The sequence below is a fragment of the Burkholderia sp. GbtcB21 genome (assembly GCF_019091065.1).
In the GTDB taxonomy this organism is placed as follows: Bacteria; Pseudomonadota; Gammaproteobacteria; order Burkholderiales; family Burkholderiaceae; genus Burkholderia; species Burkholderia pyrrocinia_C.
Map to the genome: position 1 here is coordinate 204811 of NZ_JAGXKA010000015.1, position 21936 is coordinate 226746.

The 21936-nt window shown below is 61.3% G+C and carries 14 protein-coding genes and 4 tRNA genes; 1 reads left to right on the top strand and 17 read right to left on the bottom strand.

Annotation, left to right across the window (positions count from 1 at the left end; all coding sequences use genetic code 11):
• Window positions 1-27: 27 nt before the first annotated feature.
• The 17 genes from fusA to KVT39_RS28835 all read right to left on the bottom strand — a co-directional run bounded on the left by fusA (window position 28) and on the right by KVT39_RS28835 (window position 19596).
• Window positions 28-2130 carry an elongation factor G gene (fusA, locus tag KVT39_RS28755; RefSeq protein WP_072445391.1) on the bottom strand — a complete coding sequence of 701 codons (2103 nt, stop codon included), beginning with the start codon at window positions 2128-2130 and terminating at the stop codon, window positions 28-30.
• Between the two features lie 123 nt (window positions 2131-2253).
• A complete protein-coding gene (rpsG, locus tag KVT39_RS28760) occupies window positions 2254-2724 on the bottom strand; it encodes a 30S ribosomal protein S7 (protein WP_006477195.1) in 471 nt (156 codons plus the stop codon).
• A gap of 172 nt (window positions 2725-2896) precedes the next feature.
• Window positions 2897-3277, bottom strand: coding sequence for a 30S ribosomal protein S12 (gene rpsL / locus KVT39_RS28765; RefSeq protein ID WP_006400662.1), 381 nt, complete (start codon window positions 3275-3277; stop codon window positions 2897-2899).
• A gap of 227 nt (window positions 3278-3504) precedes the next feature.
• On the bottom strand, window positions 3505-5352 hold the full coding sequence (recQ, locus tag KVT39_RS28770) for a DNA helicase RecQ (RefSeq protein WP_034183758.1): 1848 nt from the start codon (window positions 5350-5352) through the stop codon (window positions 3505-3507).
• A 311-nt stretch (window positions 5353-5663) separates the two neighbouring features.
• Complete coding sequence (gene rpoC / locus KVT39_RS28775; RefSeq protein WP_034183757.1) at window positions 5664-9911, bottom strand: DNA-directed RNA polymerase subunit beta'; 4248 nt, start codon at window positions 9909-9911, stop codon at window positions 5664-5666.
• A 21-nt stretch (window positions 9912-9932) separates the two neighbouring features.
• On the bottom strand, window positions 9933-14039 hold the full coding sequence (gene rpoB, locus KVT39_RS28780; RefSeq protein WP_034183756.1) for a DNA-directed RNA polymerase subunit beta: 4107 nt from the start codon (window positions 14037-14039) through the stop codon (window positions 9933-9935).
• Window positions 14040-14416: 377 nt separating this feature from the next.
• Window positions 14417-14791: a 50S ribosomal protein L7/L12 gene (rplL, locus tag KVT39_RS28785; RefSeq protein ID WP_034183755.1), complete on the bottom strand. Its 375-nt coding sequence runs from the start codon at window positions 14789-14791 to the stop codon at window positions 14417-14419.
• 63 nt (window positions 14792-14854) lie between these two features.
• Window positions 14855-15352, bottom strand: coding sequence for a 50S ribosomal protein L10 (rplJ, locus tag KVT39_RS28790; protein WP_034183754.1), 498 nt, complete (start codon window positions 15350-15352; stop codon window positions 14855-14857).
• Window positions 15353-15647: 295 nt separating this feature from the next.
• Window positions 15648-16346 carry a 50S ribosomal protein L1 gene (gene rplA, locus KVT39_RS28795; protein WP_006482906.1) on the bottom strand — a complete coding sequence of 233 codons (699 nt, stop codon included), beginning with the start codon at window positions 16344-16346 and terminating at the stop codon, window positions 15648-15650.
• Window positions 16347-16778: a 50S ribosomal protein L11 gene (rplK, locus tag KVT39_RS28800; RefSeq protein WP_006753591.1), complete on the bottom strand. Its 432-nt coding sequence runs from the start codon at window positions 16776-16778 to the stop codon at window positions 16347-16349.
• A gap of 140 nt (window positions 16779-16918) precedes the next feature.
• Window positions 16919-17476, bottom strand: coding sequence for a transcription termination/antitermination protein NusG (nusG, locus tag KVT39_RS28805; protein WP_006400672.1), 558 nt, complete (start codon window positions 17474-17476; stop codon window positions 16919-16921).
• A 1-nt stretch (window position 17477) separates the two neighbouring features.
• The gene (secE, locus tag KVT39_RS28810; protein WP_034183753.1) at window positions 17478-17858 is read right to left on the bottom strand and encodes a preprotein translocase subunit SecE; all 381 of its coding nucleotides are present in this window, start codon (window positions 17856-17858) and stop codon (window positions 17478-17480) included.
• A gap of 43 nt (window positions 17859-17901) precedes the next feature.
• A tRNA-Trp gene (locus KVT39_RS28815) sits at window positions 17902-17977 on the bottom strand.
• A gap of 59 nt (window positions 17978-18036) precedes the next feature.
• The gene (gene tuf, locus KVT39_RS28820) at window positions 18037-19227 is read right to left on the bottom strand and encodes an elongation factor Tu (RefSeq protein ID WP_006482910.1); all 1191 of its coding nucleotides are present in this window, start codon (window positions 19225-19227) and stop codon (window positions 18037-18039) included.
• A gap of 66 nt (window positions 19228-19293) precedes the next feature.
• Window positions 19294-19368 (bottom strand) — tRNA-Thr (locus KVT39_RS28825).
• 24 nt (window positions 19369-19392) lie between these two features.
• Window positions 19393-19466, bottom strand: a tRNA-Gly gene (locus KVT39_RS28830).
• A 44-nt stretch (window positions 19467-19510) separates the two neighbouring features.
• A tRNA-Tyr gene (locus KVT39_RS28835) sits at window positions 19511-19596 on the bottom strand.
• An 853-nt stretch (window positions 19597-20449) separates the two neighbouring features.
• On the opposite strand from KVT39_RS28835, the gene KVT39_RS28840 reads away from it, so the two are divergent.
• Entirely contained in the window at window positions 20450-21085 is a 636-nt protein-coding gene (locus KVT39_RS28840) for a hypothetical protein (protein ID WP_146120972.1), read from the top strand.
• Window positions 21086-21936: the final 851 nt, after the last annotated feature.

The window sequence follows — 21936 nt, forward strand, 5'->3', positions numbered from 1 at the left end:
AAAAATAATCGGTTGATAGCTTCAGATTTACTTCGACTTCGCGCTGATGATCGCGTCGGCAACGTTGCGCGGAGCTTCAGCGTAGTGCTTGAACTCCATCGTGTACGTTGCACGACCTTGCGTCAGCGAGCGCAGCGACGTCGAATAACCGAACATTTCCGACAGCGGCACTTCGGCGCGCACGATCTTGCCGCCGCCAACCATGTCTTCCATGCCCTGGACGATACCGCGACGGCCCGACAGGTCGCCCATCACGTTGCCCATGTAGTCTTCCGGCGTCTCGACTTCGACAGCCATCATCGGCTCGAGCACGACCGGGTTCGCCTTGCGCATCGCTTCCTTGAACGCCATCGAACCGGCCATCCGGAACGCGTTTTCGTTCGAGTCAACGTCGTGGTACGAACCGAACGTCAGGTGAACCTTCACGTCGACGACCGGGAAGCCTGCCAGCACGCCCGACTTCAGCGTGTCCTGGATACCCTTGTCGACCGCCGGGATGTATTCACGCGGAATCACACCACCCTTGATCTCGTCGAAGAACTCGTAGCCCTTGCCCTGTTCGTTCGGCTCGAGCGTGATGACCGCGTGACCGTACTGGCCGCGACCACCCGACTGCTTGACGAACTTGCCGTCGACATCCTTCGCCGTCGAACGGATCGTTTCGCGGTAAGCAACCTGCGGCTTGCCGACGGTTGCTTCCACGCCGAATTCACGCTTCATCCGGTCGACCAGAATTTCGAGGTGGAGCTCGCCCATGCCCGAAATGATGGTCTGGCCCGACTCTTCGTCGGTCTGCACGCGGAACGACGGATCTTCCTGCGCCAGGCGGTTCAGCGCGAGGCCCATCTTTTCCTGGTCAGCCTTGGTTTTCGGCTCGACAGCCTGCGAAATCACCGGCTCCGGGAACACCATGCGCTCGAGAATGATCGGGTTCGCCGGATCGCACAGCGTGTCGCCCGTGGTCGCTTCCTTCAGGCCGACCGCAGCAGCGATGTCGCCTGCGCGCACTTCCTTGATTTCTTCGCGCTGGTTCGCGTGCATCTGCAGAATACGACCCAGACGTTCCTTCTTGTCCTTCGTCGAGTTCAGCAGCGTATCGCCCGAATTCACCACGCCCGAGTACACACGGAAGAAGATCAGCTGGCCGACGAACGGGTCGGTCATGATCTTGAACGCGAGCGCCGAGAACTTCTCGTCGTCCGCCGCACGGCGCTCTGCGGAATCGCCGTTTTCGAGTTCGCCCTTGACCGGCGGGATGTCGACCGGCGACGGCAGGAAATCGATCACGGCGTCGAGCATGCGCTGCACGCCCTTGTTCTTGAACGCGGTACCGCACAGCATCGGCTGGATTTCGCACGCGATCGTACGGTCGCGCAGCGCCTTGACGATGTCGGCTTCCGGCAGATCGCCTTCTTCCAGGTACTTGTTCATCAGGTCTTCGTTGGCTTCAGCAGCCGCCTCGACCATCTTTTCGCGCCATTCCTTGCAGGTCTCGGCGAGTTCGGCCGGGATGTCGACGTAGTCGAACTTCGTGCCTTGCGACGCTTCGTCCCAAATGATCGCCTTCATCTTGATCAGGTCGACCACGCCCTTGAAGTTTTCTTCCGAGCCGATCGGCACCACGACCGGAACCGGGTTCGCCTTCAGGCGCAGACGGAGCTGGTCGTAGACCTTGAAGAAGTTCGCGCCGGTACGGTCCATCTTGTTGACGAACGCGAGACGCGGCACCTTGTACTTGTTCGCCTGGCGCCACACCGTTTCCGACTGCGGCTGCACGCCGCCCACTGCGCAGTACACCATGCACGCGCCGTCGAGCACGCGCATCGAGCGCTCCACTTCGATCGTGAAGTCGACGTGGCCCGGGGTGTCGATGATGTTGATGCGGTGTTCCGGATAGTTGCCGCCCATGCCCTTCCAGAAGGCCGTGGTAGCAGCGGACGTGATCGTGATGCCACGCTCCTGTTCCTGCTCCATCCAGTCCATCGTGGCTGCGCCGTCGTGAACTTCACCGATCTTGTGGTTCACACCGGTGTAAAACAGAATGCGCTCGGTCGTCGTCGTCTTGCCGGCGTCGATGTGAGCGCTAATACCGATATTGCGGTAGCGCTCGATAGGAGTCTTGCGAGCCACTTTGATCCTCTACTGGGATGACATGATGCAGCCTTGCTGCATCATGCTTCAACACAAACGGGCGAGGCGCCTGAAAAGCGCACCCGCCCGGAATTTATTTCCGCTAACAGCCCAGCCAGGCGCTTAGAAACGGAAATGCGAGAACGCGCGGTTGGCTTCTGCCATGCGGTGAACTTCATCGCGCTTCTTCATCGCGCCGCCACGGCCTTCGGCCGCTTCGGAGAGTTCACCTGCCAGACGCAGGGCCATCGACTTCTCGCTGCGCTTCTTCGCAGCCTCGCGCAGCCAGCGCATCGCCAATGCCATACGACGCGACGGGCGCACTTCGACCGGAACTTGATAGTTGGCACCACCAACGCGACGGCTCTTCACTTCGACCACCGGCTTCACGTTGTTGAGCGCAACCGTGAACACTTCCAGCGGGTCCTTGCCACCCTTGGTCTGGATCTGTTCGAATGCGCCATAAACGATGCGCTCTGCGACCGACTTCTTGCCGGACAGCATCAGCATGTTCATGAACTTGGCTACATCAACGTTGCCGAACTTCGGATCCGGCAACACTTCCCGCTTGGGGACTTCGCGACGACGCGGCATGATTCTTCCTTTACTTGTTCAGTTGGAGCTGCATCCAGCTCCGCGGCCACCAACAAACCCGATCACATCTTCACGACTAACCAGCTTGGCCGGGTGACCACTTACTCGACAGCACCGGCAATCCGGCACTCCCGCCTTGACCGCCCAGAGGCGATTCCTGATCAAAAACTGCTTACTTGGCAGCCTTTGCACGCTTCGCGCCGTACTTCGAGCGCGCTTGCTTACGGTCCTTGACGCCCTGGGTATCCAGCGAGCCGCGAACCATGTGGTAACGCACACCCGGCAAGTCCTTCACACGGCCGCCGCGGATCAGCACAACCGAGTGTTCCTGCAGGTTGTGGCCTTCACCGCCGATGTACGAAATCACTTCGAAGCCGTTCGTCAGACGAACCTTGGCAACCTTACGGAGTGCCGAGTTAGGCTTCTTCGGCGTCGTCGTGTACACACGGGTGCACACGCCGCGACGCTGGGGGCAGTCCTGCAGGGCCGGGCTCTTGCTCTTCGTCGTTTCCGACTGACGGCCTTTGCGAACCAGTTGGTTGATGGTTGGCATTGTTTATTCCTGAAATTGAACAAAATCTGCACATCGATTTCGGGCAAAGCGAAAATCGGCGCACAGTTGACTTCCGAACCGGCGAAACGGACGCGAACCTTCGAACGCGACTCGGCCCACCGAATACCGGAACCAAACATGATATTCCGGAAATACCAACTAAGTCAACGGCTTGCGTGATTCGCCGGCAGGCCGCGTGGTTTACCGGAAGGGTCGGAACACCTGTGTCAGGCCGATTCGACGACGTCGATAATCTCGTCGCCGAAGCGCTCGAGCTTGCGCACGCCCATGCCGGGGATATGGCGCAGGTCGTCGATCGTCTCCGGCGCGTTGCGCGCGATTTCGGCGAGCGTCGCGTCGTGGAAGATCACGTAGGCCGGCACGCCGTCCGTCTTCGCGGTTTCCGCGCGCCACGCGCGCAGCGCATCCCACCGTGCGCGCTCGCGCGTGCCCATGCCGGCCGTCGGATCGACGCGCGTGCCGCTGCGGCTCGACGACTGGCGCGTGCGCTGCGGCTTCACGTAGCGGCGGAGCGTGACCTTCTCCTCGTTCTTCAGCACGGGCTTCGCGGCCTCGGTCAGCATCAGCGCGCCGAAGCCGCCATGGTCGACCGCCAGGTAGCCGTACGCGACGAGCTGCCGGAAGATCGCACGCCACTCGGGCTCGGATAGCGACGCACCGATCCCGAACGTGCTGAGCTGGTCATGCCCGCGCTGCAACACCTTCTCGGTGCGCCCGCCGCGCAGGATTTCGATCAGATGGCTCGAACCGAAGTTGAAGCCGCTCGAACGCTGCGCGCGGAACACGCACGACAGCGCCATCTGCGCCTCGCGCGTCGCATCCCACGAATCGGGCGGCTCGAGGCACGTGTCGCAGTTGCCGCACGGCTGGCTCGCCTCGCCGAAGTAGTTCAGCAGCCGCACGCGGCGGCACGAGATCGTCTCGCACAGCCCGAGCAGCGCGTCGAGCTTCGACGTCTGCACGCGCTTGTGCGCGTCATCGGCGTCGGACTCGTCGATCATCTTGCGCTGCTGGACGACGTCGCCGAGGCCGTACGCCATCCACGCATTCGCGGGCATCCCGTCGCGGCCCGCGCGACCGGTTTCCTGGTAATAGCCCTCGACGCTCTTCGGCAGATCCAGGTGCGCGACGAAGCGCACGTCGGGCTTGTCGATGCCCATGCCGAACGCGATCGTCGCGCACATCACGATGCCCTCCTCGCGCTGGAACATTTCCTGGTGCTTCTGCCGCACCTCGAACTCCATTCCGGCGTGATACGGCAGCGCGCGCACGCCCTGCGCCTTCAGCCACTCGGCTGTTTCCTCGACCTTACGGCGCGACAGGCAATAGACGACGCCTGCGTCAGTCGTGCCGTCGGCATTCGTGTGTTCGGCGCGGATGAAGTCGAGCAATTGCGAACGCGCGTTGTCCTTTTCGACGATCCGGTAGCGGATGTTCGGGCGATCGAAGCTCGATATGAACACGCGCGCGTCGTCGAGCGCGAGGCGATGGATGATCTCGTCGCGCGTGATCGCGTCGGCCGTGGCGGTCAGCGCGATGCGGGGCACCGACGGAAACCGCTCGTGCAGCACCGACAACTGAATGTATTCCGGACGGAAATCGTGCCCCCATTGCGACACGCAGTGCGCTTCGTCGATCGCGAACAGGCCGATCTTCGCGCGCTCGAGCAACTCGAGGAAACGCCCCGTCATCAGCCGTTCAGGCGCGACATACAGCAGGTCGATCTCGCCCTCGCGCAGCGCGCGCTCGGTCGCCGCGGCTTCGGCGCCCGACAGCGTCGAATTCAGGTAGGCCGCGCGCACGCCGACTTCGCGCAGCGCGGCGACCTGGTCCTGCATCAGCGCGATCAGCGGCGACACGACGATGCCGGCGCCCTGCCCGGTCTCGCGGCGCAGCAGCGCCGGGATCTGGTAGCACAGCGACTTGCCGCCGCCGGTCGGCATCAGCACGAGGCAATCGCCGCCGCCGGCGACGTGCTCGACGATCTCGCCCTGCTGGCCGCGAAATGCGGAATAACCAAAGACTTCGTCGAGAATTTCGAGGGCGCGGGACATGAGTGAGAACGAGGACGGCGGAAGGATGACCGCAATTTTAACAACCCGCTCGCGCGACGCGTGGCGAATCGTGCAACGTTGGCCGATCGGACAGGGTTCGTTCGCGCGCATGACGGGCCTGCGGAGGCCGTACCGCAAGCGATCGCGATGCCTGCGACAGCACCTGCAGCCATGTGGAGCGCCGCTCGCAGGCAGCCGGTGCCGGCGATGCGCAAGCGCGTCATGCGCGTGAACGACGGATAAAAAAAACCGCCCGGCAAAACCGGGCGGTTTCGATGACAGCGAGGCGAGGCGGCTCGCGCCGCCCTCGCTTATTCGGCTGCCGGGTGCTGTTGCGGCTCTTCCGCAGCAGGCGTGCTCGGCGTGCCGAAATCGAACGCCTCTTCTGCTGCGATCTGGTCGAAACGCTCGCGATCCGACGATTCCTTCGCCTTGCGTGCCTTGTGGAACGCGAGACCCGTACCGGCCGGAATCAGACGGCCGACGATCACGTTTTCCTTCAGGCCGCGCAGATCGTCGCGCTTGCCCATGATCGCCGCTTCGGTCAGCACGCGGGTCGTTTCCTGGAACGATGCCGCGGAGATGAACGAGTCGGTCGACAGCGACGCCTTCGTGATACCGAGCAGCACGTTGTCGTACGAAGCCGGACGCTTGTCCTCGGCGATCATGCGATCGTTCTCGTCCAGCATGTCGGAACGTTCGACCTGTTCGCCCGGGATGAAGCGCGTATCGCCGTTGTCGGTGATCTGCACACGACGCAGCATCTGGCGAACGATCACCTCGATGTGCTTGTCGTTGATCTTCACGCCCTGCAGACGATACACGTCCTGCACTTCGTCGACGATGTAGCGCGACAGCGCCTCGATACCCTGCAGACGCAGGATGTCGTGCGGATCGGCCGGACCGTCCACGATCATTTCGCCCTTGTTGACGACCTGAGCATCGTGGACCAGCACCTGCTTTTCCTTCGCGATCAGGAACTCGTGCTGGTTGCCCTCGAGATCCGTGATGACGAGACGCTGCTTGCCCTTCGTGTCCTTACCGAACGACGTCGTACCGGTGACTTCCGCGAGAATGCCGGCATCCTTCGGCGAACGCGCTTCGAACAGTTCCGCCACCCGCGGCAGACCGCCGGTAATGTCACGCGTCTTCTGCGCTTCGGTCGGGATACGTGCGAGCACTTCACCGACCTGCACCTGCTGGCCATCCTTCACGGTAATCAGTGCGCCGACCTGGAAGCCGATCTGCACTGCGTGTTCCGTGCCCGGAATCTTCACTTCTTCGCCGTTCGCGTCGAGCAGCTTCACCTGCGGACGCACGCTCTTCGAAGCCTGCGAACCGCGACGCTTCACGTCGATCACGACCAGCGTCGACAGGCCGGTCACGTCGTCGATCTGCTTCGCGACCGTCACGCCTTCCTCGACGTTCTCGAACTTCACCGTACCACCGTACTCGGTGATGATCGGACGCGTCAGCGGATCCCACGTGGCGAGCTGCGTGCCTGCCTTGATGGTCGCGCCGTCGAGCTGCAGCAGCGTCGCGCCGTACGGCACTTTGTGACGCTCGCGCTCGCGACCGAAGTCGTCGGTGATCATCGCTTCGCCCGAACGGGAAATGACGATCTGCTCGCCCTTCGCGTTCGTGACGTAGCGCATCGTCGCCGTGAAGCGCACGATACCGTTGCTCTTCGCTTCGACCGACGAGGCCACTGCCGCACGCGATGCCGCACCACCGATGTGGAACGTACGCATCGTCAGCTGCGTGCCCGGTTCACCGATCGACTGTGCCGCGATCACGCCGACTGCTTCGCCGACGTTCACGAGCGAGCCGCGGCCGAGGTCACGGCCGTAGCAGGCCGCGCACAGACCGTAACGCGTTTCGCAGGTCAGCGGCGTGCGCACGCGCACTTCGTCGATGCCGAGGCGTTCGATTTCCTCGACCGCCGTTTCGTCGAGCAGCGTGCCCGATTCGTACAGCGTTTCCTGCGTTTCCGGGTTCACGACGTCCGCGACCGCGACGCGGCCGAGGATACGGTCGCGCAGTGCTTCGACGACTTCACCGCCTTCGACCAGCGCCTTCATCGCGACGCCGTTCGACGTGCCGCAATCGTCTTCCACCACGACCAGATCCTGCGTGACGTCGACCAGACGACGCGTCAGGTAACCCGAGTTCGCGGTCTTCAGTGCCGTATCAGCCAGACCCTTACGTGCACCGTGGGTCGAGATGAAGTACTGCAACACGTTCAGGCCTTCGCGGAAGTTCGCGGTAATCGGCGTCTCGATAATCGAGCCGTCCGGCTTCGCCATCAGGCCACGCATACCGGCCAGCTGACGAATCTGCACCGCCGAACCCCGGGCGCCCGAGTCGGCCATCATGTAGATCGAGTTGAACGACTCCTGGCGCGTCTCGTTGCCGTCGCGGTCCGTCACCGGCTCCGTCGACAGCTGCTCCATCATCGCCTTGCCGACCGCTTCCGACGTCGCCGACCAGATGTCGACCACGTTGTTGTAGCGTTCCTGCGCGGTGACGAGACCCGACATGTACTGGCGGTCGTATTCCTTCACCTTCTTCGCGGCGTCGCCGACGATCGTTTCCTTCTGCGGCGGCACGAGCATGTCGTCCACGCAGATCGAAATGCCGGCGCGCGTCGCGAGACGGAAACCCGACTGCATCAGCTGGTCGGCGAACACCACCGTCGCGCGCAGACCGCACTTGCGGAACGCCGTGTTGATCAGGCGCGAGATTTCCTTCTTCTTCAGCGGCTTGTTCAGCACCGAGAACGGCAGGCCGTGCGGCAGGATCTCCGACAGGATCGCGCGACCGACGGTCGTCGCGTACAGCGAGATCTTCGGCACGAATGCCGGTGCGCCTTCCGACTTGTCTTCGTTGTGGACCATTTCGGTGATCCGCACGTTGACGCGCGATGCCAGCTCGACTTCCTTGTTCTCGTACGCGCGGATCACTTCCGACACGCCCGTGAACGACAGGCCTTCGCCCTTGCCGTTGATCGCTTCGCGGGTCGCGTAGTACAGACCCAGCACGATATCCTGCGACGGCACGATCGACGGATCGCCGTTGGCCGGGAACAGCACGTTGTTCGACGCCAGCATCAGCGTACGCGCTTCCATCTGCGCTTCGAGCGACAGCGGCACGTGGACGGCCATCTGGTCACCGTCGAAGTCGGCGTTGAACGCCGCGCAGACGAGCGGGTGCAGCTGGATCGCCTTGCCTTCGATCAGCACGGGCTCGAACGCCTGGATACCGAGACGGTGCAGCGTCGGCGCACGGTTCAGCATCACCGGGTGCTCGCGGATCACCTCTTCGAGGATGTCCCACACCACCGGCGTCTGGTTCTCGACTTCCTTCTTCGCAGCCTTGATGGTCGTCGCGACGCCCATCACTTCCAGCTTGTTGAAGATGAACGGCTTGAACAGCTCGAGCGCCATCAGCTTCGGCAGACCGCACTGATGCAGCTTCAGCGTCGGGCCGACCACGATGACCGAACGGCCCGAGTAGTCGACGCGCTTGCCCAGCAGGTTCTGACGGAAACGACCGCCCTTGCCCTTGATCATGTCGGCGAGCGACTTCAGCGGACGCTTGTTCGCGCCCGTCATCGCCTTGCCGCGACGACCGTTGTCGAGCAGCGAGTCGACGGCTTCCTGCAGCATCCGCTTTTCGTTGCGGACGATGATTTCAGGTGCCTTCAGCTCGAGCAGACGCTTCAACCGGTTGTTACGGTTGATCACGCGGCGATACAGGTCGTTCAGGTCCGACGTCGCGAAACGGCCGCCGTCCAGCGGCACGAGCGGACGCAGTTCCGGCGGCAGCACCGGCAGCACTTCGAGGATCATCCACTCGGGCTTGATGCCCGAGCGCTGGAATGCCTCGAGGACCTTCAGGCGCTTCGCGTACTTCTTGATCTTCGCTTCCGAGCCGGTGTTCTTCAGCTCGGTGCGCAGCGTCTCGACCTGCTCGTCGATGTTGATCGCGCGCAGCAGTTCACGCACGCCTTCCGCACCCATCTCGGCACGGAATTCGTCGCCGTATTCCTCGACCTTGTTGTAGTAATCCTCTTCAGTCATGATCTGCCGCGCCTTCAGCGGCGTCATGCCCGGTTCGATCACCACGTACGCTTCGAAGTACAGCACGCGTTCGATGTCGCGCAGCGTCATGTCGAGCACCATGCCCAGACGCGACGGCAGCGACTTCAGGAACCAGATGTGCGCGACCGGCGAGGCCAGTTCGATGTGGCCCATGCGCTCGCGGCGCACCTTCGCCAGCGTCACTTCGACGCCGCACTTCTCGCAGATCACGCCGCGATGCTTCAGACGCTTGTACTTGCCGCACAGGCACTCGTAGTCCTTGATCGGCCCGAAGATCTTCGCGCAGAAGAGACCATCGCGTTCCGGCTTGAACGTACGGTAGTTGATGGTCTCCGGCTTCTTCACTTCGCCGAACGACCACGAACGGATCTTGTCAGGCGAAGCCAGACCGATCTTGATCGCGTCGAAAACTTCTTCCTGTTGGACTTGCTTGAATAGATCGAGCAGAGCTTTCATTGCTTTCTCTCCGTAGTCCGATTAATTGCGGTCGAGATCGATATCGATACCGAGCGAGCGGATTTCCTTCACGAGCACGTTGAAGGATTCCGGCATGCCTGCATCGATCACGTGATCGCCCTTGACCAGGTTTTCGTACACCTTCGTCCGGCCGGTCACGTCGTCCGACTTCACCGTCAGCATTTCCTGCAGCACGTAGGACGCGCCGTACGCTTCGAGTGCCCACACTTCCATTTCACCGAAACGCTGGCCACCGAACTGCGCCTTACCACCCAGCGGCTGCTGCGTGACGAGCGAGTACGGACCGGTCGAACGCGCGTGCATCTTGTCGTCGACCAAGTGGTGCAGCTTCAGGTAGTGCATGTAGCCAAGCGTCACGCGACGTTCGAACATTTCACCCGTGCGGCCATCGTACAGACGGACCTGGTTCTTCGACGGGTTCATGCCGAGCTGTTCCGCGATGTCGTCCGGGAACGCGAGGTCGAGCATCTTGCCCATTTCTTCCTCGGTCGCACCGTCGAACACCGGCGTTGCGAACGGCACGCCTTCGCGCAGGTTCTTCGCGAGTTCGAGGATCTCGTCGTCGGTGAAGCTTTCCAGATCTTCCTGGCGGCCCGACTCGTTGTAGATCTTCGTCAGGAACACGCGCAGTTCCTCGATCTTCGCCTGACGCTGCAGCATTTCGCCGATACGCCAGCCGAGGCCCTTCGCAGCCCAGCCGAGGTGCACTTCCAGAACCTGACCCACGTTCATCCGCGACGGCACGCCGAGCGGGTTCAGCACGACGTCTGCCGGACGGCCGTCGGCCATGTACGGCATGTCTTCGATCGGGACGATCTTCGACACCACACCCTTGTTACCGTGACGGCCTGCCATCTTGTCGCCAGGCTGCAGACGGCGCTTCACCGCGAGGTACACCTTGACCATCTTCAGCACGCCCGGCGGCAGTTCGTCGCCTTGCGTGAGCTTCTTGCGCTTCTCTTCGAACGCGAGGTCGAACTGGTGACGCTTTTCCTCGATCGAGTTCTTGATCGCTTCGAGCTGCGCCGCTGCTTCGTCGTCCGCCAGGCGGATGTCGAACCAGTGGTAGTGGTCGAGGTCTTCCAGGTAAGCCTGGTCGATCTTCGTGCCCTTCGCGAGCTTCTTCGGACCGCCGTTCGCGACCTTGCCCACGAGCATGCGCGCGAGACGCTGGAACGCGTCGCCTTCCACGATGCGGAGCTGGTCGTTCAGGTCGAGACGGTAGCGCTTCAGTTCGTCGTCGATGATCTGTTGCGCACGCTTGTCGCGCTGGATGCCTTCACGCGTGAACACCTGGACGTCGATCACGGTACCGCTCATGCCCGACGGCACGCGCAGCGACGTGTCCTTCACGTCCGAGGCCTTCTCGCCGAAGATCGCGCGCAGCAGCTTCTCTTCCGGCGTCAGCTGGGTCTCGCCCTTCGGCGTGACCTTGCCGACCAGCACGTCGCCCGCTTCGACTTCAGCACCGATGTACACGATGCCCGATTCGTCGAGACGGCCGAGCTGGACTTCCGCCAGGTTCGAGATGTCGCGCGTGATTTCTTCCGGCCCGAGCTTCGTGTCGCGTGCAACGACGTTCAGCTCTTCGATGTGGATCGACGTGTAGCGATCGTCGGCCACGACCTTCTCCGAGATCAGGATCGAATCTTCGAAGTTGTAGCCGTTCCACGGCATGAACGCGATCAGCATGTTCTGGCCGAGCGCGAGCTCGCCCAGGTCCGTCGAGGCGCCGTCGGCCAGCACGTCGCCGCGCGAGACCTTGTCGCCCATCTTCACGATCGGACGCTGGTTGATGTTCGTGTTCTGGTTCGAACGCGTGTACTTGATCAGGTTGTAGATGTCGACACCGACTTCACCCGCGACCGCTTCTTCGTCGTTCACGCGAATCACGATACGGCCAGCATCGACATAGTCGACGACGCCGCCGCGGAACGCCTGAACCGTCGTGCCCGAGTCGACCGCGCAGGTGCGCTCGATGCCCGTACCGACGACCGGCTTTTCCGGACGCAGACACGGCACGGCCTGACGCTGCATGTTCGAGCCCATCAGTGCACGGTTCGCATCGTCGTGCTCGAGGAACGGGATCAGCGAGGCTGCGACCGACACGATCTGCGACGGTGCAACGTCCATGTACTGGATACGGTCCGGCGTGACCATCATCGTTTCGCCGGCTTCACGCGACGACACGAGTTCGTCGATCAGCGTGCCGTTCTCGTCGATCGCGGCGTTCGCCTGCGCGATCATGTAGCGGCCTTCCTCGATCGCCGACAGGTAGTCGATCTGGTCGGTCACCTTGCTGTCCACGACCTTGCGGTACGGCGTCTCGAGGAAGCCGTACTCGTTCAGGTGCGCGTACAGTGCGAGCGAGTTGATCAGGCCGATGTTCGGACCTTCCGGCGTTTCGATCGGACACACGCGGCCGTAGTGGGTCGGGTGCACGTCGCGGACTTCGAAGCCTGCACGCTCGCGCGTCAGACCGCCCGGGCCCAGTGCGGAAACACGGCGCTTGTGCGTGATTTCCGACAGCGGGTTGGTCTGGTCCATGAACTGCGAAAGCTGCGACGAACCGAAGAACTCGCGAATTGCCGACGAAATCGGCTTCGAGTTGATCAGGTCGTGCGGCATCAGGTTTTCGCTTTCGGCCTGGCCGAGGCGTTCCTTGACCGCGCGCTCGACACGCACGAGACCGGCGCGGAACTGGTTTTCCGCCAGTTCGCCGACACAACGCACGCGGCGGTTGCCGAGGTGGTCGATGTCGTCCACTTCGCCCTTGCCGTTGCGCAGCTCGACGAGGATCTTGATCGTCGCGAGGATGTCGTCGTCCTGCAGCGTCATCGGGCCGGTGATCTCGTCACGGCTGACGCGGCGGTTGAACTTCATGCGGCCGACCTTCGACAGGTCGTACGCTTCTTCGCTGTAGAACAGACGGTTGAACAGTGCCTCGACCGCTTCTTCGGTCGGCGGCTCGCCCGGACGCATCATGCGGTAGATCGCGATGCGCGCGGCCGTCCTGTCGGTCGTTTCGTCGACACGCAGCGTCGACGAGATGTACGGACCCTGGTCCAGATCGTTCGTGTAGAGCGTCTGGATGTCCTTGATGCCCGCTTCGCGCAGCTTCTCGAGCACGCTTTCCGTGACTTCGTCGTTCGCGCTCGCGATCACTTCGCCGGTATCGCCGTCGACGACGTTCTTCGCCAGCACGCGGCCGAGCAGATAGTCTTCCGGCACCGAGATGAACTTGGTCTTCGCGGCTTCGAGGTCGCGAATGTGCTTCGCGTTGATCCGCTTGTCCTTCTGGACGATGACCTTGCCATCGCGATCCGTGATGTCGAAACGCGCGACTTCACCACGCAGGCGCTCGGGCACGAACTCGAGTTGCGCGCCTTCGTCCATCAGCGTGAAGTTGTCGAACACGAAGAAGTTCGCGAGGATCTGTTCCGGCGTCAGGCCGATGGCCTTCAGCAGGATCGTGACCGGCATCTTGCGGCGGCGGTCGACGCGGAAGTACAGGATGTCCTTCGGATCGAATTCGAAGTCGAGCCACGAGCCGCGGTACGGAATGATCCGCGCCGAGAACAGCAGCTTGCCCGAGCTGTGCGTCTTGCCCTTGTCGTGTTCGAAGAACACGCCCGGCGAACGGTGCAGCTGCGAGACGATGACACGCTCGGTGCCGTTGATGACGAACGAGCCCGTCGGCGTCATGAGCGGAAGTTCGCCCATGTACACTTCCTGCTCCTTCACTTCCTTGACGACCGGCTTGTTCGGCGATTCCTTGTCGAGGATGACGAGGCGGACCTTCGCGCGCAGCGCGGAGCAGTACGTCAGGCCGCGCTGCTGGCATTCCTTGATGTTGAATGCCGGCGCGGACAGCGCATAGCTCACGAACTCGAGGCGCGCGAAGCCGTTGTGCGAAACAATGGGAAATACCGATGTGAACGCGGCCTGCAAACCTTCAGGCTTGCGTTGCGTCGCGAGCACATCGGCTTGCAGAAACGTGCTGAATGATTCAAGCTGGGTAGCCAGCAAGAAAGGAACTTGGTGAACGATGGGGCGCTTCGCGAAACTCTTGCGAATGCGCTTCTTCTCGGTGAAGGAATATTGCATACGATCTCCGAATCACGGCGGGTGCTATCGAGGCGGAATACCTGGACGTTTCAAACCCGAGTGTTCACCGACTGAGACCCGATGGCCGTCCGACGGCTTGAACGAGCCGAGAAGCTTGGTGGTTGGCCGCTACCAACCGCTGGCTGACGGCAGCGGATGCCTGTGTTGCCCGCTACCCGACCAAACTTGCCTTCTGCAGTCGCTTCAGAAGACAAAGAGAACCGCCAATCGTGACCTATGACGACGATCAGGCGGTTTTCTTTGGCCTCTGGGGCCGATTATTCGTGCTCCCGAATGAGTGCCAGAATAACGTCCCCACAAAGCACAAAAAGGCCGGCGGTGAAAATACCGCCAGCCTTCGCACAGCGCGTCGAAACTTACTTGATTTCGACCTTCGCGCCCGCGTCTTCCAGCTTCTTCTTGGCTTCTTCCGATGCAGCCTTGTCGACGCCTTCCTTGACAGCCTTCGGTGCGCCGTCAACCAGGTCCTTCGCTTCCTTCAGGCCCAGGCCCGTCAGTTCGCGAACTGCCTTGATGACTGCAACCTTGTTGCCGCCTGCTTCAGCCAGAACGACCGTGAACTCGGTCTTCTCTTCAGCAGCAGCAGCAGCGCCGCCGCCTGCCGGGCCAGCGACTGCCACTGCAGCTGCCGACACGCCAAACTTCTCTTCGAACGCCTTGACCAGTTCGTTCAGTTCCAGAACGGTCATCCCTTCGACTGCTGCCAGGATGTCTTCTTTTGCGATTGCCATTTGAAATACTCCTAAATTGAATTCGGATACAGCCAGCGATCAATGACGCTGATGCACGTTCGATTACGCAGCTTCCGCTTGCTTCTTCTCGGCCAGCGCGGCCAGAGCACGCGCGAAGCCCGAAACAGGCGATTGCATAACGAACAGCAGCTTCGAGAGCAGTTCTTCGCGGCTCGGGATGCTTGCCAGCGCTTGCACGCCAGCCTTGTCCATCACCTTGCCATCGAACGAACCAGCCTTGATGACCAACTTGTCATTGCTCTTGCTGAAGTCGTTGACGACCTTAGCAGCAGCAATTGCATCTTCCGAGATGCCGTAGATCAGCGGACCAGTCATCTGCTCTGCCAGCGGAGCAAACGGCGTACCTTCGACAGCGCGACGCGCCAGCGTGTTCTTCAACACGCGCAGGTAAACCTTTTGCTCACGCGCTTGCGCGCGCAGCTTGGTCAGATCGCCAACCGCAATTCCACGATACTCAGCCAGCACAACGGTCTGGGCCTTCGCGACTTGCGCGGAAACCTCAGCTACGACGGCTTGCTTGTCTTCTCTATTAAGCGGCACGGTTAGCCTCCAGAAACGATACGTTCGGCACGAAACCTCACGTACCTCGTTCAACAACGGCGTCCGACCTCGTTAGGAGTATTTCCACCTCACGCCGCGAATCGCTTCACGGCCTGCGGCTTCACCACTGCAAAACTTTTTCGGGTTCGCCATCTGCGTTGGCTTGAATTAAGGGATCGCCTGCCTGCTGCGCCCCACCAACGGTCTTTGATAACCGGTTGCCCGCCTTGCTGCACGAACAACCGCCCAAAGCCCATGAAGGCCGCTTCGCAAGCGAAGCGGCCTGAATACTTGCTTACTGTGCTGCCAGCGTAGCCTGGTCGACACGCACGCCGACGCCCATCGTGCTCGACAGTGCGATCTTGCGCAGGTACACGCCCTTGCTCGTTGCCGGCTTTGCCTTCTGCAGCGCTTCGATCAGCGCCGACAGGTTCGAACGCAGCGCGGTCGGCTCGAACGATGCACGGCCGATGGTCGCGTGGATGATACCGGCCTTGTCGACACGGAATTGCACCTGACCAGCCTTCGCGTTCTTGACGGCGGTTGCGACGTCCGGCGTGACCGTACCGACCTTCGGGTTCGGCATCAGGCCGCGCGGGCCAAGGATCTGGCCGAGCGTACCGACGATACGCATCGTGTCCGGCGAAGCGATCACGATGTCGAAGTCCATCTGGCCAGCCTTGATCTGCTCAGCCAGGTCTTCCATACCGACGATTTCCGCGCCTGCTGCACGAGCCTGCTCGGCCTTTTCGCCTTGCGCGAACACGGCAACGCGAACCGACTTGCCCGTACCGGCCGGCAGAACGACCGAACCACGAACGACCTGGTCCGACTTCTTTGCATCGATGCCGAGCTGGACTGCGACGTCGATCGACTCGTCGAACTTCGCGCTCGCGCATTCCTTCACGAGGCTCAGTGCGTCTTCGATCGCGTACAGCTTCTGACGATCAACCTTGGCGGCAAATGCCTGACGGCGCTTGGAGATCTTAGCCATTTACACGCCCTCCACAGTGATGCCCATCGAGCGTGCGCTACCAGCGATGGTGCGAACGGCTGCGTCCAGATCAGCTGCCGTAAGGTCCGGCATCTTGGTCTTCGCGATTTCTTCGGCTTGAGCGCGCGTGATCGAACCGACCTTGTCGGTGTGCGGCTTGCTCGAGCCCTTGTCCACCTTCGCCGCCTTCTTGATCAGGACGGTTGCCGGCGGCGTCTTCATCACGAACGTGAAGCTCTTGTCAGCGAATGCCGTGATGACCACCGGCACCGGCAGACCCGGCTCCATGCCTTGAGTCTGCGCGTTGAACGCCTTGCAGAACTCCATGATGTTCAGGCCGCGCTGGCCCAGTGCCGGACCGACCGGCGGCGACGGGTTGGCTTTACCTGCAGGGATCTGCAGCTTGATAAAGCCGACAATCTTCTTTGCCATTTGAAAACCTCGTTGGAACGCCAGGCGGCGTTCGGTGAGTGATAACGCGCTTTCGCCGCTGGCTACTGACGCTCCTCAACGGCCGTAACGCGGGCCGTAAGCGCGAAGGTGGGCAGCCGAGGCTGCCCACCGAATCGGGATCAAACTTTTTCGACCTGGCCGAACTCGAGTTCGACCGGGGTTGAGCGGCCAAAGATGGTGACCGACACACGCACGCGCGATTTTTCGTAGTTGACTTCTTCGACGGTGCCGTTGAAGTCCGTGAAGGGGCCTTCCTTGACACGCACCATCTCGCCAACTTCGAACAGGGTCTTCGGGCGCGGCTTTTCGACGCCCTCCTGCATCTGCGACATGATCTTCTCGACTTCCTTCGGGGAAATCGGGGTCGGGCGGTTACGCGCACCGCCGACGAAGCCGGTGACCTTCGCGGTGTTCTTCACGAGGTGCCACGTTTCGTCCGTCATTTCCATTTCCACCAGCACGTAGCCGGGGAAGAAACGACGCTCGGTCACAGCCTTGTGGCCGCCTTTGACTTCGACCACTTCTTCGGTCGGAACCAGGATCTGACCGAATTTGTCCTGCATGCCAGCACGTTCGATGCGCTCCTGAAGCGCACGTTGCACGCTCTTCTCCATACCGGAGTAGGCGTGCACGACGTACCAACGTTTTCCGCTCGGGGATGCCGGAGTATCGCTCATATCATTTCCAACCCAGAATCGCCGAGAAAATTACCCACTCGATCGATTTGTCACTCAACCAGAGGAAAATCGCCATCACGAGCACGAAACCGAACACGACGAGTGTTGTTTGCGTTGCTTCCTTGCGGGTGGGCCAAACGACCTTCCGGACTTCCTTGTACGAATCCTTGGCAAACGCGATGAGGCTCTTGCCAGGTGCGGACATCAGCCCGACGGCCACGCCAGCGATGATACCTACCGCCAACGCGGCACCGCGGACATACCACTGCTGATTGGCCAGCCAGAAGAAGCCCACGAATCCGGCCAACACCAGCAATACGCCCAGGGCCAGCACTAGCTTATCGCCGGAGGTATTTACAGTTTCGACGGATGGATTCGCCATAACACCTTAAAACAAATGCCACGTAGGACACGTGGCTATTTTTTGGCAGGGGCAGAGGGAATCGAACCCCCAACCTTCGGTTTTGGAGACCGACGCTCTGCCAGTTGAGCTATACCCCTAAACCATGCTGGGGCCGGCTATTGCCAGCCCCAAAACTGTCGATCAACGAATAACTGGCTTACTCGATGATCTTGGCGACGACGCCGGCGCCGACGGTACGGCCGCCTTCGCGGATTGCGAAGCGCAGACCTTCTTCCATCGCGATCGGAGCGATCAGCTTCACCGTGATCGACACGTTGTCGCCCGGCATCACCATTTCCTTGTCCTTCGGCAGCTCGATCGAGCCCGTCACGTCCGTCGTACGGAAGTAGAACTGCGGACGGTAGTTGTTGAAGAACGGCGTGTGACGACCGCCTTCGTCCTTGCTCAGCACGTACACTTCAGCCGTGAAGTGCGTGTGCGGCGTGATCGAACCCGGCTTCGCCAGAACCTGGCCACGCTCCACGTCTTCACGCTTCGTGCCGCGCAGCAGGATACCGACGTTGTCGCCTGCCTGACCTTGGTCCAGCAGCTTGCGGAACATTTCAACGCCCGTGCAGGTCGTCTTCACCGTCGGCTTGATACCGACGATTTCGATTTCTTCGCCGACCTTCACGATGCCGCGCTCGACACGACCCGTCACCACCGTACCACGGCCCGAGATCGAGAACACGTCTTCCACCGGCATCAGGAACGCGCCGTCAACTGCACGCTCCGGCGTCGGGATGTACGTGTCCAGCGCGTCGGCCAGGCTCATGATCGCCACTTCGCCCAGCTCGCCCGTGTCGCCTTCCAGCGCCAGCTTCGCCGAACCCTTCACGATCGGCGTGTCGTCGCCCGGGAAGTCGTACTTCGACAGGAGTTCGCGAACTTCCATCTCGACCAGCTCGAGCAGTTCAGCGTCGTCCACCATGTCGCACTTGTTCAGGAACACGATGATGTACGGAACGCCAACCTGACGCGCCAGCAGGATGTGCTCACGCGTTTGCGGCATCGGGCCGTCTGCTGCCGAGCAAACCAGGATCGCGCCGTCCATCTGTGCCGCGCCCGTGATCATGTTCTTCACATAGTCAGCGTGGCCCGGGCAGTCGACGTGTGCGTAGTGGCGGTTAGCCGTTTCGTACTCGACGTGTGCCGTGTTGATCGTGATGCCGCGCGCCTTTTCTTCCGGTGCCGCGTCGATCTGGTCGTATGCCTTCGCTTCGCCGCCGAACTTCTTCGTCAGAACCGTCGTGATCGCTGCCGTCAGCGTCGTCTTGCCGTGGTCAACGTGACCAATCGTACCAACGTTCACGTGCGGCTTGGTCCGCTCAAACTTTTCCTTGGCCATTTTCAACTCCCAAAAGGAATTTCACAGGTTGCGCCGCGCGCAAACAAGACACTGACTTTTTGCTACTGGTGCCCATGGGCAGGATCGAACTGCCGACCTCTCCCTTACCAAGGGAGTGCTCTACCACTGAGCCACATGGGCGCTTTACGCTTCAACTTCGCGGTCTGGAGCGGGTGAAGGGAATCGAACCCTCGTCGTAAGCTTGGAAGGCTTCTGCTCTACCATTGAGCTACACCCGCACGGGCTACTAACGATTCCCTACCGCTCAACTACGCTGATATCTTGGTGGAGGAGGTTGGATTCGAACCAACGTAGGCGTAAGCCAACAGATTTACAGTCTGCCCCCTTTAGCCACTCGGGCACCCCTCCGTAGAGAACTGACGATTATGGGGGTGCATCGCACTCTTGTCAAGCACATCAGGAAGATTATTTTCAACCCTCTTCCCGACACTTGCGCTACCACCGATCCTCCGCCCTTGCCCGGCTAAGGCAAGCACGAGATATTGCCGATCGGCGCCACATCTTCGTCAGACTCCGCCTTCAGCGCCGATCTGCATCTGCGCTAAAAACGAAAGACCGCCATCATACGACCTCTCGCGCACAATGCCAAGCGGGTAGACGCAAAATTTCCGCAAATTTCGTGCCGGGCAGCTTCGATGATCCCCGCTCAGTGTTCGTGAGGGCCTTTAGCCTCTCTATCGATGGAAAACAGAGGCTTCGTATCCGGTACTGCAGGCTGCCTGTTCGCAACCTGCAGGCGGTACGCACAACAGGACTCTCGCGCGTTTTCGGTAGTTGCATCTGAGACCAGGCGCGGGCTTCCGGCACGGAATCGTGGCCCCTCCCCCCCTGTCTTAGCCGGCTTCACCGGAAGGCGCGATGCATGCCGAGTCGCCTGTCCGTTCCCGGTACGAATCCTGATACGCCCGCTCGCTCTTGTGATGGTCGTCATGTGCCTCCGGTCCAGCAGATGCCTGATGTCACTCGAGCACGATCGTGAAGATCCGCCAACAGGCATTGGCCGACCAGCCACGCCTCGGGGACGCCCGAAGGAGGCCGCCGCACTTGCCGCCTATGAGCGGCTGAAACCTGTCCTCGACGCTGGCGCCGGCCACCTTGGCTCGACGGGCGTCGCTGGCGCGCGCGACGAGCCTGGATGCGACCGCATATTCGTGGCTGCTCGATGATGTATCGGTGTACCTCGTCGCAGTAGGCTCCGGAAATGACGCGCGACAAGATCAGTCCGACCACGGCCAGCCCCGACGTGCTGCGGCCGCTGCTTGGCAACGATATGCACCCCACGCACCCGATTGCCTCGCGCGCGGCGGCACCGTCGCGGCGGACGCTCAGCAATGCAGCATTGCTCCAGCCGATCCGTCGCGCAAACCAGCCAACAGCAGCAACTTGTCGGCCTGTCGCAACGAATCCGCGGGCGTTCACACGGCATCCCGCCCGTCCGTGCCATGCCCGCCTCGCTCAACTGAACGCGGATGTCTGCGCTGGCTTCGGCGCAGGAGCTTTCGCCGCGCCTCATACATCCGAGGACGCCGGAAAGCTGACCTGCGACGCGCAGTTGTCGACGTCCGTCACTTGCTGCCCGGCGATGCTCGTGCCGATTCTGGATCAAGATCGGAATACGACCCACCGGTTTCCGCCGGCCGAACACTTCGCGCTCGGCGATCGAAGTACTACATGCACGGTACGATCAACCACCGTAGATATCGGTGGTGCGCACTTCACGCTAACGGGAGAAGGTCGGGGCTGCCTCGGCGGTACCGTCTATTCGCTCGCCGAGGAGATCTACGTGTTGCGAGACAGCCGACCAGTGCCGGTCAAGAGCAACCGTGTGGGTTTCTAAGGACGGCCACCTCACGAGCCCGCGGGTGTTGCTGCCTGACGCTGCCTGACTTCTTGCAGCCTGCCGCCCGGCCACATACCTCCACTGCGCCCAAGGAAGCAACTTTGCAGAAAAATCAGTGATTTTGAATACGAAATAACGCCCGATAGCGACTTGACGCTATACAACCGCGCGGCTTTACGTGGCGCTGGTTGTTCACAACTTGCAGCAAAAACACTCCGAAAATCTGGCGTGCGACAGTTGATGTTTGGCTCATGCGAATGGCGCAAGTCGATCAGTGATCGCCGGATGATTCTTCATGTTGACCGTTGCGGGCAATCGATACGGCGATCGGAGACACAAGCGGCACCCTGAAACCGTTGAACGACAATTGTGATTTTGGCCGAGGATGCGCTCAAGATGCCGGCGATCACGGCGAGATGGCTGATCGTTGAAAGGCAGGACTACGCTACGCCAGTCCGTATCCGGTGATAGGCAGATCGGGGAAGGAGGTTGCAGCGAAGAAATTTGCCAGCCGCCTGATCAGCCAGGGTGCAGAATTAATCGCCGTCGCGGCGAGCAGCAGATGGGGTGATGATGGGTCACGGCAACTCGAGCTGCCATCGGGTGGGGCAACCTGATTGGCCTGAGCGTGCCTGACGAATCTTGGAGATGGACGGCACTGCCCGGATCAACACCTTCGGCACTCTGGCTCCGACTGCGCCGCCGTTGCTTGGCGTGCCCTGCATTTCCGCCGCTGAAATGCAAAAACCCCCGCCTTTTGGGCGGGGGTTCTTGGCTTAGGGAGCCTGACGATTACCTACTTTCACACGGGAATCCGCACTATCATCGGCGTAGAGTCGTTTCACGGT